This is a genomic window from Elusimicrobiaceae bacterium, from assembly GCA_017520185.1.
GTDB lineage: Bacteria > Elusimicrobiota > Elusimicrobia > Elusimicrobiales > Elusimicrobiaceae > Avelusimicrobium.
Window position 1 is genome coordinate 194,078 of record JAFXGO010000008.1, and the last position, 23,436, is coordinate 217,513.

Genomic DNA, 23,436 nt, shown 5'->3' on the forward strand with positions numbered 1-23,436 from the left:
TATCTATGCAATACAATGAACAAGAGGTTTTGGAAACTGCCGTAAATGTGTTAGAGGTAGAACACAAGGCATTGGAGTTAAGCAAAAAAAGTTTAGATGAAAATTTTTTAAAAGCCGTTAAAGCCTGTGCCGAAACAAAGGGACGCGTCGTTATTTTAGGTATTGGAAAAAGTGGCCTGATCGGTCGGAAAATTGCAGCCACCTTAGCGTCCACCGGCACGCCCTCTTTCTTTGTTCACCCCGTAGAAGCCCTACACGGAGATCTGGGCATGATTATGAGCGGAGACGTAATTTTAGCGCTTTCTTTTTCCGGCCAGACCGAAGAAATTAATCGCATTCTCCCCTCTTTAGCCCGTCGGAAATTAACGATTATTTCCATGACCGGGCACGAAAATTCCAAATTAGCCCAAATGTCGGATATTCATATCAAAATTTATATCGACCATGAGGCCTGCCCCTATAATTTAGCCCCCACCGCTTCTACCACCGCCACGTTGGCCGTAGGCGATGCTTTGGCCGTATGCTTAATGAAGGTGAAACACTTTGAAAAGACCGATTTCGCTATGTTTCACCCCGGTGGTTCTTTGGGAAAACTGCTTACACAACACGTCAAAGACTTAATGAGACAAGGAGATCACAATCCCATCGTTTCTGAAAAAGCCACCGTTAAAGATGCCTTGCTGGTGATGACTAAAAGCAATGCTGCCGGTGCCACTAGCATTGTAGATGAAAACGGAAAACTGTTGGGCTACTTTACCGATGGCGATTTGCGTCGGGAATTACAGAAAGGACAAGACTTTATTAATCAAAATATCACCCAAGTCATGACCCGTAATCCGCATTATATTTTAGATACGGCTCCCGCTATTGAAGCAGCCAAAATGATTCATTCCACTCATGTAGACAATATTCCTGTTTTGGACAAAACCGGTAAAGTGGTGGGTATTATTGATGAAAAGGATTTGATTGAGTTTATTGCTCTATTGGATAAAAAAGCATGAAAAAACTAGCCTTTTTCTTTTTGCTTACACTTTGCTTAACGGCCTGCTCTGCTGATGAAGAAAACACCGCAGGTGAAGATTTGCAACGTGCAGAAAACGTCACGATTTTTGAATCCAAAGACAGTCAACACAAGTGGTTATTGCGGGCTGACGAAGTGGATTTTGATGATTTAAACAGCGCCATTTTGCATAATCCGCATCTTTTGTTGCGTGAAAACGGGCAGGACAGTGCGCAAATCAGCGGTAAACGCGGCACTTTTGACTATACGAAAAAATTAGTCACCATCGAAGGAGATGCATTGGTCAAGTCTTTCACCGAACAGGTGACCCTTGCTACAGAGCGTTTCTTTTATGATGTGGAGAACGACCGTATTTGGTCCGACCAAAAGACAACCGTCACCAGAGCCAGTGCCAAAATTACGGCGCGCGGCGGTATTGAGACAGATTCTAAACTTACTAAAATAGAGTTTAAGAAACAAAGCACTCAACTGCCGGCTGATTTAAAGGAATTTCAAGGGGCACGCCCATGAAAAATTACCGTCTTTTTCTTTTAACCGGTATGGGAGTCTTGTTAAGCGGTTGTTTTTCTCTTAAAAACAAGCAAGAGATTTCTGCCGTCGGTCCTAATATAGCAACACAACAAACACTGATTCAACAAAAAACACAAAAAATAAAGGACAAAAAGGACAATGCCCCTCAATTTCCGGAAGTATTGGGAGGGGTGGTATCCAGCGAACGTTGGATTATTTATAAAGAAAAAGAGGAAGAAGAATTTGAAGGAAATGTCTCTTATGACAACGGCACCTACGTCTTTCGCGCCCAATATGCCCTTTCTCAACGTAAAAAAAGCCTTATTACCGCCAAGCATTCTGTCTATTTGCGTAAAAATGAACCAGAAAATGCCTATTATGAAATTTATGCAGACAAGGCTTCTTTTAACTATTCCACCGGTGCCGGGCAAGCGTCTGCAAACCGCAAAAAAAGAATCAAATTGGTTTATCAAAACTCAAAAGGCGATTTGATGACCGCTTTGGCAGAGCGCGCTGATTTTAATACGAAACAAGAAACTTATGTACTTAGCGGAAATGTCTTTGTCACTTATATTGATAATCTAGGCAAAAAAACAACCTTGCAAGCCGATAAAATTTCCGCCAGAAAAAAGGACAATTATGCCCTTTTGCAAGGAGACGCGGTCATTGAAAATCAAGATTATACTTTGCGCTCTCAAACCATTGAATATGACGGCAATCAAAAAATGGCGTATGCCTATGGAGACCGCCCCCTAGCCAATGGCAAAACGCAAGACGGCACATTTGCTATAATAGCAGACAAGATGTCTGCCGAGACAGACAACCGCAAAATTAAACTTTCCGGTCTGGTAGAAGGCTGGGTCGTGTCTGAACAAATTAATAACTCAAAAGCCAATGAAACTTTTAACGTTTCATTCTAGGATAAATTATGGAACTGCGCAGCAATAGCATTGTAAAAGTATATAAAGACCGCATGGTCGTAAAAGGAGTAGACATTCATGTTAAATCCGGCGAAATTGTGGGATTATTGGGTCCCAACGGTGCCGGTAAAACAACTACCTTTTATATGATGGTGGGTTTTATCCGCCCCACACAAGGACAAGTATTTATTGACAATCAAGACGTCACTGAGCTGCCCATGTATGAACGCGCCAGACACGGGCTGGGATACTTGGCACAAGAGCCGACCATTTTTAAGGGACTAACGGTAGAAGAAAATCTATTGGCGGTGTTGGAACGTATTTTAGACGATAAAAAAGAGCAAAAACGCCGCGTAGATGAATTGTTGACCGAATTCGGTTTAAGCAAACTAGCCAAACAAAAGGCATGGACCCTCTCCGGCGGAGAAAAACGCCGCATGGAAATTGCCCGCTGTATGATCAGCAATCCTAAAATTATTTTATTGGACGAACCTTTCGTCGGAATTGATCCTATCACCGTATCTGATCTGCGCCAAATGATCTTTAAACTCAAAGACAAAGGTATCGGCGTATTGATTACAGATCATAACGTCAGAGAAACCTTGCCTCTTACTGAGCGTGCTTACTTAATTTATGACGGCAAAATCTTGGTAGAAGGGGACCAAAATACCCTTGTTAATGACCCCAATGCCCGTAAATTATATTTAGGTGAAGATTTTAAAATGTAAGGTTATCCATGACGGCCGATTATAAAAATGTTGTTAAAAGCCTGCAAAGCACCTTTGGCAAAGCCTTTTATGATAAAGCGCAGTACATACCCGTAGCAGAAAATATTGCCGCTTTATTTGAGGGTTTTCGTTCGCTTCTCTGCCAATATCAACTCTGCAACACCGGCTTAAACCAACAAGTATTACTTAAAAAATATGCAGCCGAATTGGAACAAGAGATTTTAAACTCGCTGTGTTTGTTTTGCCAACAAAAAGCAGATTGTGCCGCCTGCAGGTTGCAAGCCGCCTGCATTACCAAATCCTTCATTGAGGCTTTGCCCGATATTCAAAATTTACTCATTACCGATATTCGTGCCGCTTACGAGGGAGACCCTGCCGCTGTAGATGAAATAGAAACGCTGCTTTGCTACCCTGGTGTAATGGCTATCACTTATCAACGCATGGCCCACTTTTTATATAAACAAGGGGTTCGCATCATTCCGCGTATTATTACAGAGCATGCCCACAGCCTCACCGGTATAGATATTCACCCCGGTGCCAGCATTGGTCCGTCTTTCTTTATCGATCACGGTACCGGTGTAGTTATTGGGGAAACGTGTGTTATTGGTGCTAATGTAAAACTCTATCAAGGGGTCACTCTCGGTGCCAAAAGTTTTCCGCTAGATGCCAATGGCAACCCCGTCAAAGGCATTAAACGTCACCCCAATTTGGCTAACAACGTAATTATTTATGCAGAAACAACCGTTTTGGGAAATATTACCATCGGTGAAGGTGCGGTCATCGGGGCCAACAAATGGATTACCCATGATATCCCCCCTCACAGCAAGGTCAATTAATTTTAATAAAAAAAAGCGCAACGTTTAGTTGCGCTTTTTTGTTTGTTTATGAAATTAAATATTGCACTCTCCAAACGAAACACTGTTCATGCCGTAAGCATCACAGCCTTGTTTGCCGGTTGCATCTTGGCAGAAAAGTTTTTCTCCGGAGTCGCGATAAGCCTCACAAACCGCTGATTTATCGACGTCTGTTCCGCTTCCGTCACAATATTGTGGAGCCACTTCTCCTAAAAATAAAAATGAAGTACCTGCATGGTCTCCTCTTAGACGAGTAGCACAAACTGCATTGGGATATTGCACCGGAAACATTCTATAGGAAAATTCTTCCGTATCTGCAAAAGAAGAATCTAATTGCCCCTTATCAATAGACCCTTCGGTATAATCGCCTATATTTCTATCATCCATTACGCGCAGCTTAGATTCCGCCATGCGCTTAAGCATCATACTGACTTCGGCAATGCGGGATTTTTCCACCGCTCTTTCATACATGGGTACGGCCATTGTCACCAATATTGTCACAATCATCACCGCTACCAAAATTTCCGGCATTGTAAATCCTTTTTTCATACTATCTCCTAATCTAACCCATATACATTGCAAGATTCTTCGTCTATCTCAGTACAGGTAAATTCCGTACCCGAAAACTCAAATTCCGCCAGATAATTACCCTCATATTTTGTAATGGAAATTCCACAATTTCCCGTTAAAGAGTAAGAAAATCCTCTCCCTTGCACCTTATCATCAGCCACAACAAATCCCGCCGGCATCGTATCGGGACCTACAATATCCAAAGCCGTCATTTTTTTTCGATCATCTCTTAAGTCGGCCCATTCTTCCACTCCAAATTCCGCCACCAAACGCTCACAGGAATCATGTAAATTTTTAGCCATTGCCTGCGCTTTGGAAAAACGCCCCTTTTCTACAATTTTGCGATACTGCGGTAAAGCCACAGAGGCTAAAAGCCCCACAATAATCACCACCGTCAGCATTTCCATTAAAGAAAAACCTTTTTTGTTCATCTTTTTCTCCTTATAGCTGATTCCATGTATTGGCCGCCCACACGGAGCAGGCTTTTGCCCCTTCCGGCCCACAGACAAACTCTTTTCCGTTAAATGAAATGATCGCTTTGTCCTTATAGTCCCCTTTGATAGGTCTGGCAATAATAAGACTGTTTCCATCAGACAAATCAGGAGACATTTCATATTCAAAATTTTCTGTTTGCAATATACCCGTTGCAATGCCAGATTTTGACGGAGCATACGTGCCTTTTATGGTAATATCCAACTTTTCAAACCCGAACCCTTGATTTTTCTCTAAAGCTTTTGGATAGTCAGAAAATCCTCTCTGCCATAAAATTCTTTCCTGAGATTCATAAATAGAACGCAATAATGTCTGCACTTCAGCAATACGCGTGCGCTCTACGGAACGACGATATTTAGGCAAAGCTACTGCCGACAAAATACCGATAATAAATACTACCGCCAACAATTCTACCAGCGTAAAACCCTTTTTCATAACGGTTCCTCTCTACGTGTACTATACTTCCTAACCATTATAACTAAATTTAAATGCTTCCGTCATCTGCTTTATAAAGCCAAATTTGCTATTATATCCAATGGAATGATGAAGTAAATTTTTTAGCATGGAGTATATATGCGCATTCAAGATGACATTCAATTAGATTATTGCGACGTGCTTTTACGTCCCAAACGCTCTGCTTTGGCTTCTCGCTCTCAAGTAGACATTATCCGCAAATACACCTTTAAGTGGTGTCCGAAAGAAATAGAAGCCACCGGCATTGTTTCTGCCAATATGTTTACTACCGGTACCATAGAGATTGCCCAAGAAATGCAAAAACAAAAACTATTTACCGCTTTGCATAAACATTATTCTGCAGAAGAACTGTTAACTTTCTTGAAACAAAACGCAGAGCAAAACCAAAACAATGATTTAATTTTTATCAGCTCCGGCGTATCCGATAATGATTTTGAAAAGTTAAAAACAGTGATGGATAGCGGTTTAGCCAACAATATTTGTATTGATGTGGCCAACGGTTATTCTCCGTATCTGGTCAATTATGTCAAAAAAGTTCGTGCCGCATGGCCGCAAGCGTTGATTATGGCCGGAAACGTAGTGACGGGCGATATGTGCGAAGACTTAATTTTAAGCGGAGCGGATATTGTAAAAGTGGGCATCGGGCCCGGCTCTGTCTGCACCACCCGCAAATTAACCGGCGTAGGCAGACCGCAATTTTCCACCGTTATTGAATGCGCCGATGCAGCGCACGGCGTCAGCGGTATGGTTTGTGCCGATGGAGGCTGCACCGTACCGGGAGATGTGTGCAAAAGTTTCTGTGCGGGCGCAGATTTTGTGATGTTGGGCGGTATGTTGGCCGGCCATGAGGAAAGCGCCGGAGAATTATGCACCAAACATTTTCAAACCGGAGAAGTGGACTTGATTGACGAAAACTCCTGTGCCATGAAATTGGTGGAAAAACAATACAAAAAATTCTATGGCATGAGTTCCGAATATGCCCAAGAAGCCCATTACGGCGGTATGAAAAAATATCGCGCCAGCGAAGGCAAAGTGGTAGAAATTCCTTTCAGAGGACCGATTGAACACACCTTGCTGTCTATTTTGGGCGGATTGCGCAGTTGTATGACTTATATCGGTGCAAAACGCTTAAAAGATATGCCCAAATGTGCCACATTCTACCGCGTTAACAGACAGTTAAACAATATATTCGGTGAAGAATAAACATAAAATGCATGTAAAAACCCCTGCACAGCGCAGGGGTTTTTGCATGTGGTTAAATATGTTTATTCTACATAACATCCAGTTGACACATACGGTCCAGAGCCGGAAGTACAACTAGTACCGGCTTTGGAAAAGCCAAGTTTTTTACATAAAGAAGCATCCGGAGACATACAATGACGCTTCCCGTTAAAAATACTTAAATTGGGATAATCAAAGTCATTACTTCCATTTCTGCGATAAGCCAAACTACCACCGCCGGAGATAGTGGTATGATCTATACGATAATTAAAATGCTTTGTTTTATAATACTCTCCACTGGCGGGATTTCCGCTCTCATCCGTAAAAGAGATAGATAATTCCTCAAAGGGATAATATTGACTTACCGTCCCCATCTCCATATTTTTAATAGCTAAAGCATCATTAATGGCCTTGATAGTCGCCCATGCTTCGGCCGTACGAGATTTTTCTACTGCCGCTTGGTATTGCGGCAAAGCCACCGCAGACAAAATGCCAATAATCAGCACCACTACCAATAACTCAATCAGCGTAAAACCGCTGATATTGCGTTGAGACATTTTTTTCATATCCAAAACTCCTTTTTTGTTAATTTTTTCCTCATAGAAAAAATTTAACAAAAAAAAAACCAAGTCAAGATTTTTTCAAGTTTCCCTAAGAAAGACACAGCAAATCTTCTTTTTATTTTTTAAGGTATAAAATATCGCTCTTTTAACACAAAGACCTTCGGAAATGTTAGAATAAATCATACTTCGCAGATTATAATCTGCGACAAAGGAGACAGAAATGATTAACAATGGTGACAAAGTAAAATTTGATTATACCTTAACCGTAGATGGCAAAATTCAAGATACTTCTGCCGGTCGCGGTCCGTTGGAATATACGCACGGAGCAGGGCAGATTATCGTTGGTTTAGAAGAAGAATTAGCCTCTATGAACGTAGGAGATAAAAAGACTGTACAAATCAAAGCCGAAAAAGCCTATGGTCCCGTTTTGCAAGAAGCCATCCGCCGCGTACCCAAAGAAGCCGTAGGCGGAGCTGAAAACTTAAAAGTAGGCGATATGGTGGGTGCCAGCAATGCCGGCCACACGTTCCGCGCCATCGTCAAAGAGATTACCGACAAAGAAATCACGTTGGATTTCAATCACCCTTTAGCCGGTAAAGATTTGACCTTTGAAGTAGAAATTAAAGAAATTAACAAATAAATCTTTTCATCAAAAAGCCCGCTTTAAGGCGGGCTTTTTTTATCAAAGCACTTCTTAATACAGGGTGCTTAATTAACGCACTCCTATCAAGCCATATCCTTCCACTTTGCCTTTAATGTCTTTTATCAAAAAGACATCCCAATGGGTAGAAGTATATTTTCCACGCGCATCTACTAAGTCCATTTTCACTTGGAATGCATTGCCTGAAGCCAAACTTTCCGAAGATTTGAACATCTGTCTGCTTTCATCGGCACTGCGGATAAACTCTTTAAAGAATTCTCTGTTTTCTGTAGTGCGTCTGTTGCGCCCCGTACCGGAAAGGAACACATTATTAGCAAAAGTGACACGGAAATTCAAATCCAATACCACCGCCGGCAAGTCTACATACTCTAAGGTGCGCATAAAACTTTGAGAAGATTCTCCCAATGTTTTACTGGCCTCACGCAGTTCAATACGCAGACTTAAAATACGAGACATAATGCCTACCAATTCTTCAGCTCCTTCTGCAAAATGGGCTCTCGGCTCGGCCGAAGCAAAACACAACGCACCCGACACTTTTCCCCCCACGTATAGCGGAGCGGCAATCAAGGATTGGAAACCCTTCTCTTTGTGAATGCAGCGAGAGCAGGCACTATGTTTTAAATCGCCGAAAACTACCACATTATCATCTTTTACATCAAACAAACATTCTTCCACCGGAAACACCATATATCGCTCAATTTGGAACGGACTAGGGGTGGCATACACCACTGTCATTTCTTTGGCATTGGAGTCATTAAAACGCATCACGATACCGACACCAGCTTTAAATACTTTTTTGCCAAAATTCAAAATTCGGTCCACTTGCTCCGTAATTTCGCCTCTGTTTTCATTACTGATGGCATAAAGCTCACGAATATTCTTTTCGTGTTGGCGGCGGTCCGTCACGTCTTTAATCCATATAACCATTTCTTCTTGTCCGCTAATCGGCGTGCATAATCCTTCAAAAAAGTGATGTTTATCCTTAATATTCCACTCAAAATCAAAGGTTGTATTAATATTTACACTAAAGGCTTCTTTGATAGCAACCATTGCTTTATTGGCCGCATCTTCAGACCAATATTGCGTGGGTGTTTTATTTAAAAAGATAGAGGCTGCTTCCTCTGCGTTTAAATAAGGCAGATTGGATGTCACTTCTTTCACACAACCGTTTCTATCTGTTTTTAAATACAAACCAGGCAATAGTTGGCGCATGCTACGCAGTTCCAAAGCCTCTTTGGAGTTTTGAGAGATATGCGCGATCATATCCGACAAATCCGTCAGAAGCACCATCAGCGAATTTTTACCCGGAATATCCAGCGGTATTAATGTCACCGTCACTTCAAGTTCCGTATCGTCTTTGGTAAACAAAGTTGCCACAAAGCGGGCCTGACCGATACTTCGCAAACTTTGCGCCGCTTTATCAAACTGATGATTTACTTTATCTTTGTTTTTCTTGTTTTTAGATATAAAAAGTTGTTCAAAAGACATGGACAACAGTTCTTCTTGGCCATACCCCATCAGCTCGGCAAGGAACTTATTTGTTTGTTCAATACGTCCGAAAACGTCGTTTTCGTAATTAATGGAAAAAACGGCCCCGTCCGTCGCTTCCAACAAGGCATGAAGTTGAGCCGAACGTTCCTGCAAAATATCCATTAATTGTTTTTGATAGGCCATATTGCGGAAAATAAAAGCATATTTTCCGTTTTTCAAAGAAATGGCATTGACCCTGACGGGCACCGTTTCCAATCCGCTGGCCACATGAATATTGAGATCTCTGTTTTCAAAATTCCCGACTTTGGGCAAAGATTTCAAACTTTCCATTATTTCAGGAATGCTTTCTTGGTTAAAGAGTTTGATAATTTCTTGCCCTTTTAATTCGTCTTTTCCCAACTGACATAAGTGACAAAATAAGTCATTACAATCGGTAATTTTAAATTGTTCCGAGCAAATGACATAAGGCTCGGTGTTGGGCAACGTCACTTCTTGCGGAGGGAGCGGCTTTAACACTATTTTTTTAGTAGCCGCCGCAGAAGCCAAAACAGCAGAAGTAGGCGGTTGTGGCTTGCCGGAAGAAGCGTCCTTCTTTTCTACGCTTACCAAGTAATCGGCTTCTATCAGCCCTTCTTTTGTATCACGACAATTAAAAGGGGTCAATGTCAAATGTAGATGTATTTTGCCGGTTGCATGAATACGTGAGGGGAATTTTTTGGCTGCTCTATCAAAATCCAACACATAATCCATTTCCGCCATTTCTCCGCGGCTTAACTTGCGTCTGACATCTAAAGTCAAAGCAGGGCGCACATAAACATTGCGGTAAAAATTACGATCATTTTCCGTCAAACAGAATAAATCTCGCGCCGCTTTATTCATCGTAGAAATATATCCTTTTGTGTTGAGCACAAACGCAGGCATTAGCGCCAGTTCAAAAATATGTTTATATTTTTCCCGATCGCTGCGCAAATCACGCAAAGTTCTATTCGTATCAGTGACGTCACGCAAGAATACGATTACGATTCTTCTGCCTAAATATTTTGACAGCATAGCCGTCATTTCCAATTCTATAGGCTGTCCCGTTTTTTTAACAAAATGAAGTTGAGAAGGTTCGTCCGAATGTTCCAAACGGTTTAACACCGCATCAAATTTTTCTTGGGCGAAAATTTGATGTTCTGAGGCCACAAAATCCACAAATTTCTTATGCAAAATATCTTCTTGCAATTCATATCCAAGTATTTTACAGGAAGATTTATTAGCATAAATTACTTCGGAATCTTCCAAAATCAAAATTCCTTCGCGGGCATTTTCCACCAAGAGGGAATTTTTCTCTCCGGACTCCCGTATTTGCTTTTCCATCTTGGTCTTTGCGGTAATATCTTCCGAAACTTTTAACAAATAATCCGGCTCACCTTGAACGGTATACAACGGTGTTTTTACCGTATGCATAATTTTTACTCCTTCGGTAGGAGTAGATATTAATTCTTGCGCGATATTAAGTTCTTGTCTGCTATCAAAAACTCGCTTATCGGCATCGCGCATAAATTCGGCCTGTTCGGCACTGATATCGGTGCGATAATTCTCTTTTCCAATTACATCTTTTGCCATTACACCAAACAAGTCTTCGCTCTTTTTATTCCAAACGATATACTGTCCGGCACTATTTTTAACCGATAAAGCCACCGGCAAATTATCCACCACGTTTTGCAAGAAGTTTTTGGCTTTATGAATTTCCACTTCCTGTTGTTTCTTTTGAGTAATGTCTTCGGCAATTGTCAAAGCAATGTAAGGTTTGTTTTCTTTATCAAAAATAGGTGCTTTAATTAAATGCAGCAATATTTTTTTGCCGGAGGCCGTCACAAATTCTTCTTCCGGAATATCCAATACTTGGCCGTTGGAGAACATAATTCTCTCTCTTTCCAAATATTTAGCATTTTGACTTACGCCCAATTCTTCTTCTTCAAACATTTCTACTGCTTTTTTATTTCTAAAAGAAACTTCCTTGTCTAAACCACGTGCATAAATGGCCAACGGGGCATTATCTAAAATGGCTCTTTGTAAGTTTTGTACTTCTAATATCTTTTCCTTTTGCAATTTACTTTCCGTAATATCGCTTACCATCGTAATAACAAATTCAGGGTTTCCCTCCGAATCGCTCACCGGCACTTTTACCATTTCCAAAAAGCGTTTTTTTCCTTTTCCATCAATATATTCTTCTTCCGGTATATATAATATTTTTCCGGATTCCAAAATTTTGGCTTCGCGCGAAAGATAACTATCTCTCTGCTCTTGCGTTTCATGTTCCAAAGAGCCATTTTCATCTATTTCTTCTCTGCATACTCCACAAATTTCTTCACTTTTTTTGTTATGCAAGAGCATTTTGCCATATCTGGTACGAGCATATAAACCGATAGGAGCATTATCAATAATAGCAGACAAAAAGCCGTTTGCTTTGGTAATTTCCCGCTCCTGTTCCCTTTTTTGTGTCACATCTTCTACTAAGGTCAAAACCACCGGATCCAACCCCGGATACTTAATAGGCACTTTGATAATATGCAAGACTTTTTCAGCACCGTTGGAATCTATATAAACTTCATCGGGAGAATCAATAATTTTGCCATCTTCCAATGCTTGTTTTTCGCGCAAGGCATACTGACGTACAACCTCAGGATCCTGCTTGGGATTAGGAACACTGCTATATTTAAGATTCACCTCAGAAAAAATATCCCGCGCTTGTTTATTAAAAAAAGTCAATTGCCCTTCCGGTGTACGCACATACATACCCAAAGGCATATTATCCACAATAGCCTGCAACAAATTACGCTTTTCCAAAGATTCTTCTTCTTCCTTTTTTCTGGCAGAAATATCTTCAAATACTGTTAACAGCGAAATCAGCTCTCCGTCTTGATTAAAAGAAGGTACTTTCAATACAGACAAAGTCACTTCTTCTCCATGATTGTTTTTAAAACTCATTTGATGGCCTTGCGTACTTTGTTGGCTTTTTCTTACTTTTTGGTCCAACACCTCCAAAGCTGCCGTCAATTCACGCGGCAAAATATCTTTCATATTTTTACCGATGGCCACTGCCGCATTGATGAAAAATAAATCTTCTGCATGTTTGTTCCAAGACACACAAACACCTTTTTTATCTTGTACGCTAACGGCAAAAGGATAATTGTTAACCAAAGATAAATTGGTATGTTTTTGATATGAATTTTCTTTATACTGAGGTACTTCGTCAAAACTGAGCAAAATATATTTATCGGAAATGGCAGAAGCAGCCACGTTCATGTGAACCGATTCAATATCTTTGGTGACCATCTCTTTCAGCAATTTTTCCGATGAGTTTTTTTGCAGCAGTGCTTCAATATCCGTCATGGTTAAACCATAGGTAGAAATATTTTTTCCCACCAAATTCAGTGCCTCAAAACCGGATACGGAGGCAATTTTGTCGTTGGCAAACAAAACATTTCCCTGTCTGTCTAACAGACACGTTGCCACCGGCAACAGTTGCAAAAAAGACTGTAATTGTTCTACATTTTCAGAAAAATCTTGGGATTGAGAAAAGAAAGAAAATAATTTTTTTACCATAGCGATACCCTCGCGCGCGCGTAGTCACCGTCTTGATTAGGACGGTGTTCCTTATATGCTAATAAATTACCGCTATTCTTGCAAGATAAAATCAATATGTTTTTTGACGGCACACAACATCTGAGCCGACAAAAAAGATTTGATTTCTTTTGTAAACACAGGAAACAAGGGTAGATTCAGACTCGTTTTGTGACGGCAAATAGCAGTCCACCCGTTTGCAGTCGTAGGTTTCTTGACACTGCGGAAAAGAAGAGGAAGGAAAGTCAACCAAATACCAAGAAAATTCCAAGTTATTACCCAAAGATTTTAAAAAAGAGTCGCAGGAAGGGCTCATGCCCGCAGGACATTGCGGTTCTGGACTGACGGCCTGCAAACTAACGGTTTCTTGCAACAGGGTATATTCCTGATTATCGGCCGGGCGGCCTTGCACCATATACACATCAAAACAGGTAAAGCCATCTGTCTGTTCTTTTCCGCAAAAATATTGTTTTAAAATATCGTTTTCCGGGCAGGTATCTTGCACCTTTTTAGCATCTACACTCAAGTAATAGGGCTCTTCACGTTGAGTTTGCATTTTATAAGAAACCCCTTGTGAAATATTTGAGAAAAAAGAACAGCCACTTAAAAAACTTAGCAAAAACAATAATGATTTTTTCATATTTTCTCCTCTAACAAAGGATATTTGTTTTTTATCCTTTTTCCAAGCAGAAAATCAGATTATATTGATCGAATAAAATGACAACCGATGCTTTGCTTATTTTTTAAAGCTGCATATGTAATCAATAGTGCCGTTTGAGTACCGTTGCGCAAATCCAGCAATTCCTGATTCAATGCACACCCTTTGTAGAAAATATCTATTTCATTATGCAAGTGGCGCAAAATCTTTTCCGCTCTGCGCAAATGAATATCACTGCGCACCAGCCCCACATAATTCCACATGGTGCTTTTTAACGTAGCCAAATCCTGCTTAATTAAGTTTAAGTCAGGGGAGGCCGTCGGCATAACCCAGTCCTTTGGTTCCGGTAAGTGAAAAGTTTGTTGAGAGATGTCTTCAGCATCGGCCGCCGCACACAAATATCCGTGCGCCACTGCTTCTAACAAAGAAGTGCTGGCCAAACGATTGGCCCCATGATATCCGGTGCAAGCCGTTTCCCCGATAGCATTCAAATTCAAAATATTTGTGCGCCCTTTTACGTCAGCATATACCCCACCGCAAAAATAATGCGCGGCCGGCACTACGGGGATTCTATCTTTTGTAATATCCACCCCTTCTTTCAAACAAGTTTCATAAATGGACGGGAAACGCTGTTTAATATGTTCGGCCGGTTCGTGGGTGATATCCAAATAGGCACAATCATGCGATGTTTTCAAACGTTCTTCTTCTATAGCACGAGAAACCACATCACGCGGGGCCAAGTCTTTTAAGGGGTGATATTGAGGCATAAAAGCCTCACCATTTACATTGCGTAAAACAGCCCCCTCTCCTCTCAATGCTTCTGATATTAAAAAATTTTTACCTTTGGCAAATACGGTAGGATGAAACTGCACAAACTCCATATTCATTACACGTGCCCCGACCCGATAAGCCATCGCAATTCCATGCCCATAACTGTGGGCGGCATTGGTAGTGTGGCGATAGACTTGCCCCACACCGCCTGTAGCCAAAATTGTTTTCTTGGCGACAATGGCAAAAATCTCTCCGGTTTTATTATCTAACACATACGCCCCAAAACAGGTAAGCGGAGCATATCTGTCCATAATATCTTTAGAACTGTGGGAAAGTGTTAATAAATCAACGGAAGATGTATGTGTCAAAATAGTGACATTTGCATTTTTCTGCAATGATTTTTGAATGGAAGAAAGCAAAGAATGTCCGGTAGTATCTTTCCAATAAATAATACGGTTGGTAGTGTGGGCTCCCTCTTTAGTAAAAAGCAAATCCCCTTTTTCATTACGGGAAAAATTCGTTTTAAGTTCATTTAAAAAAATCTTTTTTACCGCAGCGCAACCGGCCAAAGAGAGCTCTCTTACCGCACTTTCGTTGCAAAGACCGGCAGTAGCCAACCGTACATCTTTTAACAAAGATTCCATATCTAAATCCGGCTCATACACAATTCCCCCTTGAGCCAAATCACTGTTTGCCACACTCAAATCTTTACAAGCAAGCAAGGTCACTTTTAAACCTTTGTTCGCCGCTTCATAGGCATACACCGCACCGGCAATTCCGGCACCGATCACCAAACAATCCGTTTGCAATATTTTCATACCTATATTATATGAAAAACCCCACTCAAAGGAGTGGGGTTTTCTAGAAAGAAAAAATTATTCTTTGCTGCAGCCTTGATCTGTACAATCCGTATAACCTAAAGATTGGCAAAATTTCTCACCATCTCCTTTGGCATCTCGTCCGGTACAAACATCTGACTGCTGACTGTGATACTGCATAAAAACTGTAATGGAATAAGGATAATCCCGAGAGCTTACCACTACTGAAGAATCCGGTGTAAATTGCCCCGTAAAACGCGTAGCCGATATATCATTTCCTTCGAAAGTAATGTCTTTGACATCTATAACCAAGTCTTCTAAATTCTCCGGTTTTTTATGATATTCATAATAAAACTCATCTGCCGCAGCTGCTACGGCATGGGCAATGCCTAAACCCTCATTAAAAACAGCCTTTTCCGTAATACTGCGATAAGAGCCCAATGCCAAACCGGCAATGATACCTATAATAACCACCACTGCCATCAATTCGGTAAGTGTAAAACCCATTTTTTGTTTTCTTTTTAAAATTCGCATAACTAACTCCTTTTTTATTCTTTTTTAAGTATATAGGTTTTTGAGCAGAAATTCAAATTTTCTTTTTGCTTAAAATTGATAGGAATATACTATAATAGAGAGAGATTTACTTTAGGAGAGATTATGCCAAACTTTCAAGTTTTGTCTACCACCGATGGAAATTTAGTGCCTTTGGAGCAAGTGCCGGATCCAGCTTTTAGTGAACGTATGTTGGGTGATGGTATTGCCATTGAACCTACCGCCGGATTTACCGTAGCTCCTTTTGATGGAAAAGTCGTCAGCGTACACAAAGCCTTACATGCCGTAGTAGTGGAAAGAGAAGGCTTACAGGTTCTTATCCATGTAGGAGTAGAAACCGTAAACTTGAAAGGACAAGGCTTCCGCGCATTGGTAGAAGCAGGCCAAACGGTAAAAGCCGGAGATAAATTAACCGAATTTGACTTAAACTTTATTACCCAAAACGCACCCAGCAATTTAATCATCATGATTGTCACCTCTCCGGACGGAGCCAGCGTTGTTCCTGCTGCGGCAGGGCCGGTGCAAGCGGGCAAATCTTTTGTATTTTCCGTACCCGGCATTGACGGAGAAAATGCCCCTGTTCAGCCACAGACTACTGAGTGGATTTCCTCTCGCAGTGTCACCATTTTTAACCCCAACGGTTTGCATGCTCGTCCTGCCGGAAAGTTGGCCTCTTTAGCCAAAGCCCATTCTTTTCCCATTGAAATTGTAAAAGAAAACAACACCGCCGACGTAAAAAGTTTAGTCTCCATTATGGGCCTTTCCATAGACAGAGGTAGCCAAGTGTTTTTGCGTGCCCCTGCTTCGGCCCCGCAAGCGGCAGAAGTGTTGGAAAAATTAATTACCGAAATTGAAAACGGTTTAGGTGAAGATATTCATGGTCAAACCGCAGAAACCAAAGCAGAAGATGAAAACGAAACCGGAGCCTTAACGGCTTGCGATGGTATTGCTTTCGGCAAAGCCTGTCAATTTTCAGACAGTCAATTTTCCTTTGAAGAAACCGCCGATAATGCTCAACAAGAGCAAACACGCTTTGCTCAAGTATTGCAAGCGGTTAAACAAGAAATTGAGGCTGAAATAAATAAAGCCACCTCCTGCACGAAAGAAATTTTGCGCGCTCACCAAGAACTTCTGCAAGATCCTTTCTTACTCTCACAGACCCAAGAAGGCATTCAATCCGGCAAAAGTGCCCCTGCCGCGCTAAATGAAGCCATTCGCGCCAGCATTGACGTGCTGAAAAAAACAAAAAATCGCTTTTTAATGGAGCGTATTTCTGATTTTAAAGATGTGCGCAAACGCTTGTTGGCTCAGTTGTGCGGACCCGGAAAAGCCTGCACCATTACCCAAGATTGTATATTGATTGCTACCGATTTACTTCCCTCAGACTTATCTTTATTTCAAGGCAAAGTAAAAGGCGTCATCCTTTCCGAAGGTTCTCCTACGGCGCACGTATCTATTTTACTGCGTAATATGGGCATTGCTTCTATCGTCAGTGCCGGAGAAAATGTGTTAGATATTACGGACGGTACGGAAATTATTTTGCATGCTTCAAAAGCCATTTTCTATACAGATCCTTCTCAAGAAGTAAGAGAAGAAATGTCTAAATTGTTGCAGATTCAACAACAACAACAGGAACAAAATCAAAAATTAGCCCACCAATCTGCCAAAACACAAGACGGCGTGGAAATCTTTGTAGAAGGAAATGCCGGAAAACAAGAGGAAGCGCAAGATTGTGCCGCCAACGGAGCCGACGGGCTGGGTTTGGTGCGTACTGAATTTTTATTCTTCCAAAGAAACACCCCCCCTACATTAGAGGAACAACAAGCCACTTATCAAGGCATTTTGCAAAGCATGAATGGCAAACCTGCCACTTTGCGCACGTTGGACGTAGGCGGAGACAAACCTGTTTCTTATATGCCCTTGCCGGAAGAAGAAAACCCGATTGTAGGGTTGCGCGGAGTGCGCAATTATCAGCAATATCGAGAACTGTTTTCTCAACAAATTCGTGCCATGTTGAAAGTTTCTTGTCCTCAACATTTACGCATTATGTTGCCGATGGTCGCTTTTGTGGAAGAATTTTTGGAATATAAGAAATTAATAGAACAAGAAAAAGAAGCATTAGGCATTCAAGCGCCCGTTCAAATAGGCGTGATGATTGAGGTGCCCTCTGCTGCTTTGTTAGCTGAGCAATTGGCCCAACACGCAGACTTCTTTTCCATCGGCACCAACGATTTGACTCAATACACCTTAGCTATTGACCGCGGTCACAAAACTCTTTGTGCCCAAGCCGATCCTTTGCATCCGGCAGTGCTTCGCCTCATCGAACTTACCTGTCAAGGTGCGCAAAAGCATGGCAAGCCCGTTGCCGTATGCGGAGCTATTGCCGGAGATATGCAAGCCGTACCGCTGCTGATTGGACTGGGCGTAAAAGAATTGGCCGTTGGGGCTGCCTGCATTGCCTCCATTAAGGCACGTGTGCGCAGCTTACAACATAAAGATTGCGTCCTTGCTGCTAAACAAGCGCTCAATTTGCAGTCATCAGCACAGGTGCGTGCTTTAGTCAAACAAACATTTGCTGTTAATTAAAGGAGAAACTACTCATATGAAAAAAATGATGGAGTCTTTCGGTCGGGGACTTGTCAAATTGGGCAAATCCCTTATGCTACCTATTGCCGTTCTTCCCATCGCGGGTCTTTTACTGCGATTGGGCCAGCCGGATTTATTAGACATCGCCTTTATCGCTGCGGCAGGGCAAGCGGTATTTACCAATATCGCGCTTGTTTTTGCCTTAGGTGTGGCTATTGGTTTTGCCGATGATAATCATGGGGCTGCCCCTTTAGCTGCTTATGTGGGATATATCATCTTAACCGCTTCTCTTAAGACATTAGACCCTTCCATTGATATGGGTGTTTTTGGCGGTATTATTGTCGGTGTGACTGCCGGTCTTTTATACAACAAATATAAAAACATCAAACTCCCTTCTTATTTGGCTTTTTTTGGCGGACGCCGCTTTCTGCCGATTGCCACCGGTGCTACCTGTCTTTTGATTGCCGGCATTTCTTACTTCATTTGGCCTCCGATTGCCCGCGTCATCGGTGCTTTTGGTGATTGGACCATTACCTCCGGCAATATCGGCCTTTTCTTCTACGGCTTAGCCAACCGCTTATTAATTCCGGTGGGCTTACACCACATCTTAAACAATTTGGTTTGGTTCCAATTTGGCGATTTCGAAGTCATTAAAGAAGGTGTCACCACCATTGTACATGGAGATCTAACCCGCTTCTTTGCCGGTGACCCTATGGCCGGTCCTTTTATGGCGGGCTTTTTCCCGATTATGATGTTCGGTTTGCCGGCTGCTACATTGGCAATGATTTCTACGGCTAAATCCACCCGTAAAAAAGCCATCGGCGGTTTGTTATTATCTATGGCTTTCACTTCTTTCTTGACCGGTATCACAGAACCGATTGAATTTTCTTTCATGTTCTTGGCTTTCCCGTTATATATATTACACTCCATTTTAACGGGTCTTTCTATGGTAGTCATGAACGTATTGGACGTAAAGTTAGGTTTTACGTTCTCCGCCGGATTATTTGACTATCTGCTCAGTTATGGTTTGGGCAAAAACGGATTGTATTTAATCCCCGTTGGCGTGGTATATGCATTGGTCTACTACATCTTGTTTAAATGGACCATTCTTAAATTCAACTTGCAAACACCCGGACGTGAAGAAGAACCCTCTCAAGAAAAACAAGAAGCCACTGCTTCTGCTGCTACCGAGCCGCAAACGGCCGCTGTAGCCGAAACGCAAGAACCCGCCGACAACAGCCGCGGTGCGCAATATTTGCGCGGTTTGGGCGGCAAAGATAACATCAAAACCATTGATGCCTGTGCCACTCGTTTGCGTGTAGAAGTAGTTAATGCCGACGCCGTTGACACCCCCGCTTTAAAAGCCATCGGTGCACGCGGAGTCGTTAAATCTGCCGGCGGTGCGGTGCAAGTTATTATCGGACCTGAAGCAGAACTTATCTCTGATGAAGTAAAAAAATATTTACATTAATTTATGAAACTGATTATTACAAAACATAATTTGGGTTTATGGGCTGCCGAACGGGTGGCCCATACCATCAACCACTCCAACAAAAAACCTTTTGTGTTGGGCTTACCCACCGGTGGCACCGTAGAAGAAATGTATGCCGCCTTATCCGCTTTGGTCAAAAATCAAAAACTCTCTTTTAAAGATGCCGTCTCTTTTAACATGGACGAATATGTAGGCCTCTCGCCTGAGCATGACCAAAGTTATCATTACTACATGAATCATCATTTATTCTCTCATGTAGATATGGACCCGAAAAACGTACATATTTTAAACGGACAAGCGGCTGATCTGCAAGCCGAATGTGCCGCCTATGAAAAGGCTATCGAACAAGCCGGCGGTATAGATTTATTCTTGGGCGGAGTGGGACAAAACGGACACTTAGCCTTCAATGAGCCGGGTTCTAGTTTTGATTCTCGCACTCGCGTGGTGGATTTGACGGAAAACACCATTGAGGCTAACTCTCGCTTCTTTGGCGGAGATATGAAGGCCGTACCCACCCAAGCCTTAACAGTTGGTATCGGTACAGTATTGGCAGCTAAAGAACTTTTATTCTTAGCAAGCGGAGAAAAGAAGGCCGAAGCAGTGGCTCAATTAACCAAAGATGTTATCTGCACTCAATGGCCCGTCACGGCTTTAAAAACGCATACAAATGCCACTCTCTTAGTAGATGAAGCCGCCGCCAGCCAACTATCTGGAAAGGCTAAAGAAGAATTAGAAAAACAGAAAAATACCAATCCGCAAGGAGATTGGATTTTACACCTTTAATCTATGAACGAAAAAAAACTCATTCTCAATGCTTGCATTATCACAACCGACAAAGTATTGCCGGATTATTGTTTAGAAATAATAAACGGTAAAATTTCTTCTATTTTCCCCAGCACACAACTGCAAGAACTGGAAAAAGACGTAGAAGTTTTTGATGCGTGTGGTGCATATGTGGCTCCGGGAATGATAGATACGCATATACACGGCGTATCCGGATTTGGACCGGAACTTGCCACAGAAGATTCTTTGCTGGATATGTCTTTGCAATTGGCACAGCAAGGGGTAAGCGCTTTCTGCCCCACTCTTTATTGTGGCAAGCCGGACAGTATGTTTCATATCGTATCCAACACCGTAGGAGCCTTTGGCAAAGAAAAAGGTGCACACATCGTGGGCTACCACTTAGAAGGTCCTTTTATCTCCCCCCAAAAGCCCGGTGTCATGAAACCGCAAGATATTGCACCTATTGATTTACAAGCCTTAGACCGCTTATACCAAGCAGCAAAAGGACACGTGGCCAATATGACGATCGCACCGGAACTGCCCAATATAGATGAGCTGGCTGCTTTCTGCCGGCAACGTCATATTTTGTTGCAGGCAGGCCATACCAATGCTACGTATGAGCAATTTCTTGATGGTGTGAAGTTGGGCATTACTCATGTCACGCATCTTTTTAATGCCATGAGTCCGTTTAATCATCGTGCTCCCGGTGTGGCAGGAGCGGTGCTGATGCATCCGGAAATATCGGCTGAAATTATTGCAGACGGAGTCCATGTGCATCCGAAAATCGTTTCTTTCTTGCGCGACATCAAACCTATAGAAAATATTATTTTGGTGACGGATGCTTTATTGCCAACGGCACAAAAGCAAGGCCCCTTCTTAGCCAATAAAGAAGAAGTAATGTTTGACGGTGGTGTATGGAAACGAAAAGAAGACAAAGTGATTGCCGGCTCTGCACTAACCATGATGCAGGGTGTCAAAAACTTGCTCTCTTTTGGATATACTTTACCGCAAGCTATTGCCTGTGCCAGCACCAATCCTGCTCGTTTATTGGGGCTTTCTACTAAAGGGAAAATCCAAGAAGGCATGGATGCAGACTTGATTGTATTTGACAAAGAGTTTAATATTGTCAAAACCTTTCTTGCTTAATCCAAAACCCCGCTTCCGGCGGGGTTTTTAAATGATACCAACATTTGAGTTCCCTTTTTCCTTTTTTGTAAAATATAGATAAACAACCGCCGCTTGTACGGGGCGGTTTTATCGTGAAAAATATGACCAGAAAGAAAAAATTACGCAAAAAAAATGCCAATCCATTTAAAGGCCGTTCCATCTCCAGCCTATTGATTAAATTTTCCGCACCGGCTGTAGCGGGGATGTTTGTCAGTGCTTTGTACAACATTATCTCTCGCGTATATGTGGGCCATGAGTTTGGAGCAGATGGTATTGCCAGTATTACATTGTTGTTTCCGATAGGATTTTTCTTTTTGGCATTCAGCGTATTAATTGGTGTAGGGTCTAATGCTTTATTTTCCATTCGTCTGGGCGAAAAAAATCAAGAGCAGGCACGTACCATTTTGGGCAATGCTTTTGTGATACTAACTCTTTTAAGTTTAGGATTAATGACAAGCGGATATCTATTTTTAGACCCCATTTTGTCTTTTTTAGGTGCAAATGAACATACTCTTACTTATGCCACGCAATACATGCAAGTAGTACTGCCGGGATATGCTCTATTTAATATTGGTGCCGGTATGAATAATTTTATCCGCTCCTCCGGCCACCCTAAAACGGCTATGGCTACGCAATTTATAGGTGCGTTTTTAAACTTAACGGTAGCCCCTTTTACCATTTTTGTATTGGGATGGGGTATGCGTGGGGCGGCAGCTGCCACTGTTAGCGGACAGGTGGTTTCCTTTGCTTGGATTTTGCTTTTCTTCTGTAATAAAAAGAGCGAGTATCCCTTGCAGTTTAAATATATGCGTTTACAATGGCGCATCGTTTATGAAAGTGCGCTGATTGGTCTTTCTCAGGCTATTTTTCAATTAGCCTCCAGTGTTTTAAACTTACTTTTAAATCATGCTTTGCTCAAATATGGCGGCAATTTAGCCGTCTCCGCTATGGGTATTGCCGTTAGTGCAAATGCCATCTTCCTGATGCCGCTTTTGGGCTTAAGTCAAGGAGCGCAGCCTCTTATCGGATACAATTACGGTGCACGCAAATTTGCCCTTGCCTTTCAAACTCTTAAAATGGCTTTACGCTGGGGAATGTGGGTAGGTTTTATAGGAGCTACTATTGCGTTATGTTTTGCACCGTATATTGTATGGTTATTTAACAATAAGGACCAAGCCCTTATTTCGATGGGGGCTTATGCGGTGCGAGCTTTAAATGTATTTACCACTTTTGCGGCTTTACAAATTTTGGGCACCAGTTTCTTCCAAGCCATCAACAAGCCTTTTCTGGCGGCGGTTTTGTGTTTGTCTCGCCAAGTATTATTCTTAATTCCGCTTATCTTAATTCTGCCTCTTTTTTGGGGACTTGATGGTGTATTTTTTGCTCCGGCAGTGGCGGATATTTTGGCTTGTACATTGGCCTACTTTATGTTAAAAATACATTTTGCCAAGTACAAACAAAACTTTTTCTTCAGCAGAAAAAAATTCTAAAAAAA

Annotated in this window: 19 protein-coding genes and 1 pseudogene; 12 read left to right on the forward strand and 8 right to left on the reverse strand. The window is 41.9% G+C overall.

Going from position 1 to position 23,436, the window contains the following annotated elements; all coding sequences use genetic code 11:
• The first annotated feature begins 5 nt into the window (after nt 1-5).
• Genes IKL48_01535 through IKL48_01555 form a run of 5 tightly spaced genes read left to right on the forward strand, consistent with a single transcriptional unit; the run spans nt 6 to nt 4,015 of the window.
• Nucleotides 6-1,001, forward strand: a complete 996-nt coding sequence (locus tag IKL48_01535) for a KpsF/GutQ family sugar-phosphate isomerase (protein MBR3603365.1) — start codon at nt 6-8, stop codon at nt 999-1,001.
• Entirely contained in the window at nt 998-1,531 is a 534-nt protein-coding gene (gene lptC / locus IKL48_01540) for an LPS export ABC transporter periplasmic protein LptC (protein ID MBR3603366.1), read from the forward strand. Before IKL48_01535 ends, lptC (IKL48_01540) begins: the two co-directional genes overlap by 4 nt.
• Nucleotides 1,528-2,451, forward strand: a complete 924-nt coding sequence (gene lptC, locus IKL48_01545; protein ID MBR3603367.1) for an LPS export ABC transporter periplasmic protein LptC — start codon at nt 1,528-1,530, stop codon at nt 2,449-2,451. Before lptC (IKL48_01540) ends, lptC (IKL48_01545) begins: the two co-directional genes overlap by 4 nt.
• Nucleotides 2,452-2,459: 8 nt before the next feature.
• On the forward strand, nt 2,460-3,179 hold the full coding sequence (gene lptB, locus IKL48_01550) for an LPS export ABC transporter ATP-binding protein (GenBank protein MBR3603368.1): 720 nt from the start codon (nt 2,460-2,462) through the stop codon (nt 3,177-3,179).
• 8 nt (nt 3,180-3,187) lie between these two features.
• A complete protein-coding gene (locus tag IKL48_01555) occupies nt 3,188-4,015 on the forward strand; it encodes a hypothetical protein (GenBank protein ID MBR3603369.1) in 828 nt (275 codons plus the stop codon).
• 54 nt (nt 4,016-4,069) lie between these two features.
• On the opposite strand, the gene IKL48_01560 is transcribed toward IKL48_01555, so the two are convergent.
• From IKL48_01560 to IKL48_01570, 3 genes are read right to left on the reverse strand one after another with little or no spacing between them, the layout of a single operon-like run.
• Nucleotides 4,070-4,582, reverse strand: a complete 513-nt coding sequence (locus IKL48_01560) for a prepilin-type N-terminal cleavage/methylation domain-containing protein (GenBank protein ID MBR3603370.1) — start codon at nt 4,580-4,582, stop codon at nt 4,070-4,072.
• Nucleotides 4,583-4,590: 8 nt separating this feature from the next.
• Nucleotides 4,591-5,034: a prepilin-type N-terminal cleavage/methylation domain-containing protein gene (locus tag IKL48_01565; protein MBR3603371.1), complete on the reverse strand. Its 444-nt coding sequence runs from the start codon at nt 5,032-5,034 to the stop codon at nt 4,591-4,593.
• 10 nt (nt 5,035-5,044) lie between these two features.
• Nucleotides 5,045-5,530, reverse strand: coding sequence for a prepilin-type N-terminal cleavage/methylation domain-containing protein (locus tag IKL48_01570; protein MBR3603372.1), 486 nt, complete (start codon nt 5,528-5,530; stop codon nt 5,045-5,047).
• Between the two features lie 138 nt (nt 5,531-5,668).
• Here IKL48_01570 and IKL48_01575 point away from each other — a divergent pair, with 138 nt between their 5' ends.
• Nucleotides 5,669-6,772 carry a GMP reductase gene (locus IKL48_01575; GenBank protein ID MBR3603373.1) on the forward strand — a complete coding sequence of 368 codons (1,104 nt, stop codon included), beginning with the start codon at nt 5,669-5,671 and terminating at the stop codon, nt 6,770-6,772.
• Between the two features lie 443 nt (nt 6,773-7,215).
• Here the strand turns inward: IKL48_01575 and IKL48_01580 are convergent.
• Nucleotides 7,216-7,347, reverse strand: a pseudogene (locus IKL48_01580) (prepilin-type N-terminal cleavage/methylation domain-containing protein).
• 226 nt (nt 7,348-7,573) lie between these two features.
• Here IKL48_01580 and IKL48_01585 point away from each other — a divergent pair.
• Nucleotides 7,574-7,993 carry a peptidylprolyl isomerase gene (locus IKL48_01585; protein MBR3603374.1) on the forward strand — a complete coding sequence of 140 codons (420 nt, stop codon included), beginning with the start codon at nt 7,574-7,576 and terminating at the stop codon, nt 7,991-7,993.
• Nucleotides 7,994-8,065: 72 nt separating this feature from the next.
• Here the strand turns inward: IKL48_01585 and IKL48_01590 are convergent, their stop codons facing one another.
• The 4 genes from IKL48_01590 to IKL48_01605 all read right to left on the reverse strand — a co-directional run bounded on the left by IKL48_01590 (nt 8,066) and on the right by IKL48_01605 (nt 15,895).
• Complete coding sequence (locus IKL48_01590; GenBank protein MBR3603375.1) at nt 8,066-13,096, reverse strand: PAS domain S-box protein; 5,031 nt, start codon at nt 13,094-13,096, stop codon at nt 8,066-8,068.
• A gap of 91 nt (nt 13,097-13,187) precedes the next feature.
• The gene (locus IKL48_01595; GenBank protein MBR3603376.1) at nt 13,188-13,754 is read right to left on the reverse strand and encodes a hypothetical protein; all 567 of its coding nucleotides are present in this window, start codon (nt 13,752-13,754) and stop codon (nt 13,188-13,190) included.
• Between the two features lie 59 nt (nt 13,755-13,813).
• A complete protein-coding gene (locus IKL48_01600; GenBank protein MBR3603377.1) occupies nt 13,814-15,361 on the reverse strand; it encodes an FAD-binding protein in 1,548 nt (515 codons plus the stop codon).
• 57 nt (nt 15,362-15,418) lie between these two features.
• The gene (locus tag IKL48_01605; protein MBR3603378.1) at nt 15,419-15,895 is read right to left on the reverse strand and encodes a type II secretion system protein; all 477 of its coding nucleotides are present in this window, start codon (nt 15,893-15,895) and stop codon (nt 15,419-15,421) included.
• A 123-nt stretch (nt 15,896-16,018) separates the two neighbouring features.
• Between IKL48_01605 and ptsP the strand changes: the two genes are divergently transcribed.
• The 5 genes from ptsP (at nt 16,019) to IKL48_01630 (ending at nt 23,431) form a co-directional block, all read left to right on the forward strand.
• A complete protein-coding gene (ptsP, locus tag IKL48_01610) occupies nt 16,019-18,499 on the forward strand; it encodes a phosphoenolpyruvate--protein phosphotransferase (protein MBR3603379.1) in 2,481 nt (826 codons plus the stop codon).
• Between the two features lie 28 nt (nt 18,500-18,527).
• Nucleotides 18,528-19,970, forward strand: coding sequence for a PTS transporter subunit EIIC (locus tag IKL48_01615; GenBank protein ID MBR3603380.1), 1,443 nt, complete (start codon nt 18,528-18,530; stop codon nt 19,968-19,970).
• 3 nt (nt 19,971-19,973) lie between these two features.
• Nucleotides 19,974-20,774 (forward strand): glucosamine-6-phosphate deaminase, encoded by an 801-nt coding sequence (nagB, locus tag IKL48_01620; GenBank protein MBR3603381.1) that lies wholly within the window; start codon nt 19,974-19,976, stop codon nt 20,772-20,774.
• 3 nt (nt 20,775-20,777) lie between these two features.
• Nucleotides 20,778-21,920, forward strand: coding sequence for an N-acetylglucosamine-6-phosphate deacetylase (gene nagA / locus IKL48_01625; GenBank protein MBR3603382.1), 1,143 nt, complete (start codon nt 20,778-20,780; stop codon nt 21,918-21,920).
• 122 nt (nt 21,921-22,042) lie between these two features.
• Complete coding sequence (locus tag IKL48_01630; GenBank protein ID MBR3603383.1) at nt 22,043-23,431, forward strand: MATE family efflux transporter; 1,389 nt, start codon at nt 22,043-22,045, stop codon at nt 23,429-23,431.
• The last annotated feature ends 5 nt before the right edge of the window (nt 23,432-23,436 follow it).

Excerpts from the sequence above, each read along its gene's own strand:
- IKL48_01595 (MBR3603376.1), bottom strand. The coding sequence starts at position 13,754 with ATGAAAAAATCATTATTGTTTTTGCTAAGTTTTTTAAGTGGCTGTTCT.
- IKL48_01565 (MBR3603371.1), bottom strand. The coding sequence starts at position 5,034 with ATGAACAAAAAAGGTTTTTCTTTAATGGAAATGCTGACGGTGGTGATT.
- IKL48_01615 (MBR3603380.1), top strand. The coding sequence starts at position 18,528 with ATGGAGTCTTTCGGTCGGGGACTTGTCAAATTGGGCAAATCCCTTATG.
- lptC (MBR3603366.1), top strand. The coding sequence starts at position 998 with ATGAAAAAACTAGCCTTTTTCTTTTTGCTTACACTTTGCTTAACGGCC.
- IKL48_01605 (MBR3603378.1), bottom strand. The coding sequence starts at position 15,895 with ATGCGAATTTTAAAAAGAAAACAAAAAATGGGTTTTACACTTACCGAA.
- nagB (MBR3603381.1), top strand. The coding sequence starts at position 19,974 with ATGAAACTGATTATTACAAAACATAATTTGGGTTTATGGGCTGCCGAA.
- ptsP (MBR3603379.1), top strand. The coding sequence starts at position 16,019 with ATGCCAAACTTTCAAGTTTTGTCTACCACCGATGGAAATTTAGTGCCT.
- IKL48_01590 (MBR3603375.1), bottom strand. The coding sequence starts at position 13,096 with ATGGTAAAAAAATTATTTTCTTTCTTTTCTCAATCCCAAGATTTTTCT.
- IKL48_01630 (MBR3603383.1), top strand. The coding sequence starts at position 22,043 with ATGACCAGAAAGAAAAAATTACGCAAAAAAAATGCCAATCCATTTAAA.
- nagA (MBR3603382.1), top strand. The coding sequence starts at position 20,778 with ATGAACGAAAAAAAACTCATTCTCAATGCTTGCATTATCACAACCGAC.
- IKL48_01535 (MBR3603365.1), top strand. The coding sequence starts at position 6 with ATGCAATACAATGAACAAGAGGTTTTGGAAACTGCCGTAAATGTGTTA.
- IKL48_01555 (MBR3603369.1), top strand. The coding sequence starts at position 3,188 with ATGACGGCCGATTATAAAAATGTTGTTAAAAGCCTGCAAAGCACCTTT.
- IKL48_01600 (MBR3603377.1), bottom strand. The coding sequence starts at position 15,361 with ATGAAAATATTGCAAACGGATTGTTTGGTGATCGGTGCCGGAATTGCC.
- IKL48_01560 (MBR3603370.1), bottom strand. The coding sequence starts at position 4,582 with ATGAAAAAAGGATTTACAATGCCGGAAATTTTGGTAGCGGTGATGATT.
- IKL48_01585 (MBR3603374.1), top strand. The coding sequence starts at position 7,574 with ATGATTAACAATGGTGACAAAGTAAAATTTGATTATACCTTAACCGTA.
- lptC (MBR3603367.1), top strand. The coding sequence starts at position 1,528 with ATGAAAAATTACCGTCTTTTTCTTTTAACCGGTATGGGAGTCTTGTTA.
- IKL48_01570 (MBR3603372.1), bottom strand. The coding sequence starts at position 5,530 with ATGAAAAAGGGTTTTACGCTGGTAGAATTGTTGGCGGTAGTATTTATT.
- lptB (MBR3603368.1), top strand. The coding sequence starts at position 2,460 with ATGGAACTGCGCAGCAATAGCATTGTAAAAGTATATAAAGACCGCATG.
- IKL48_01575 (MBR3603373.1), top strand. The coding sequence starts at position 5,669 with ATGCGCATTCAAGATGACATTCAATTAGATTATTGCGACGTGCTTTTA.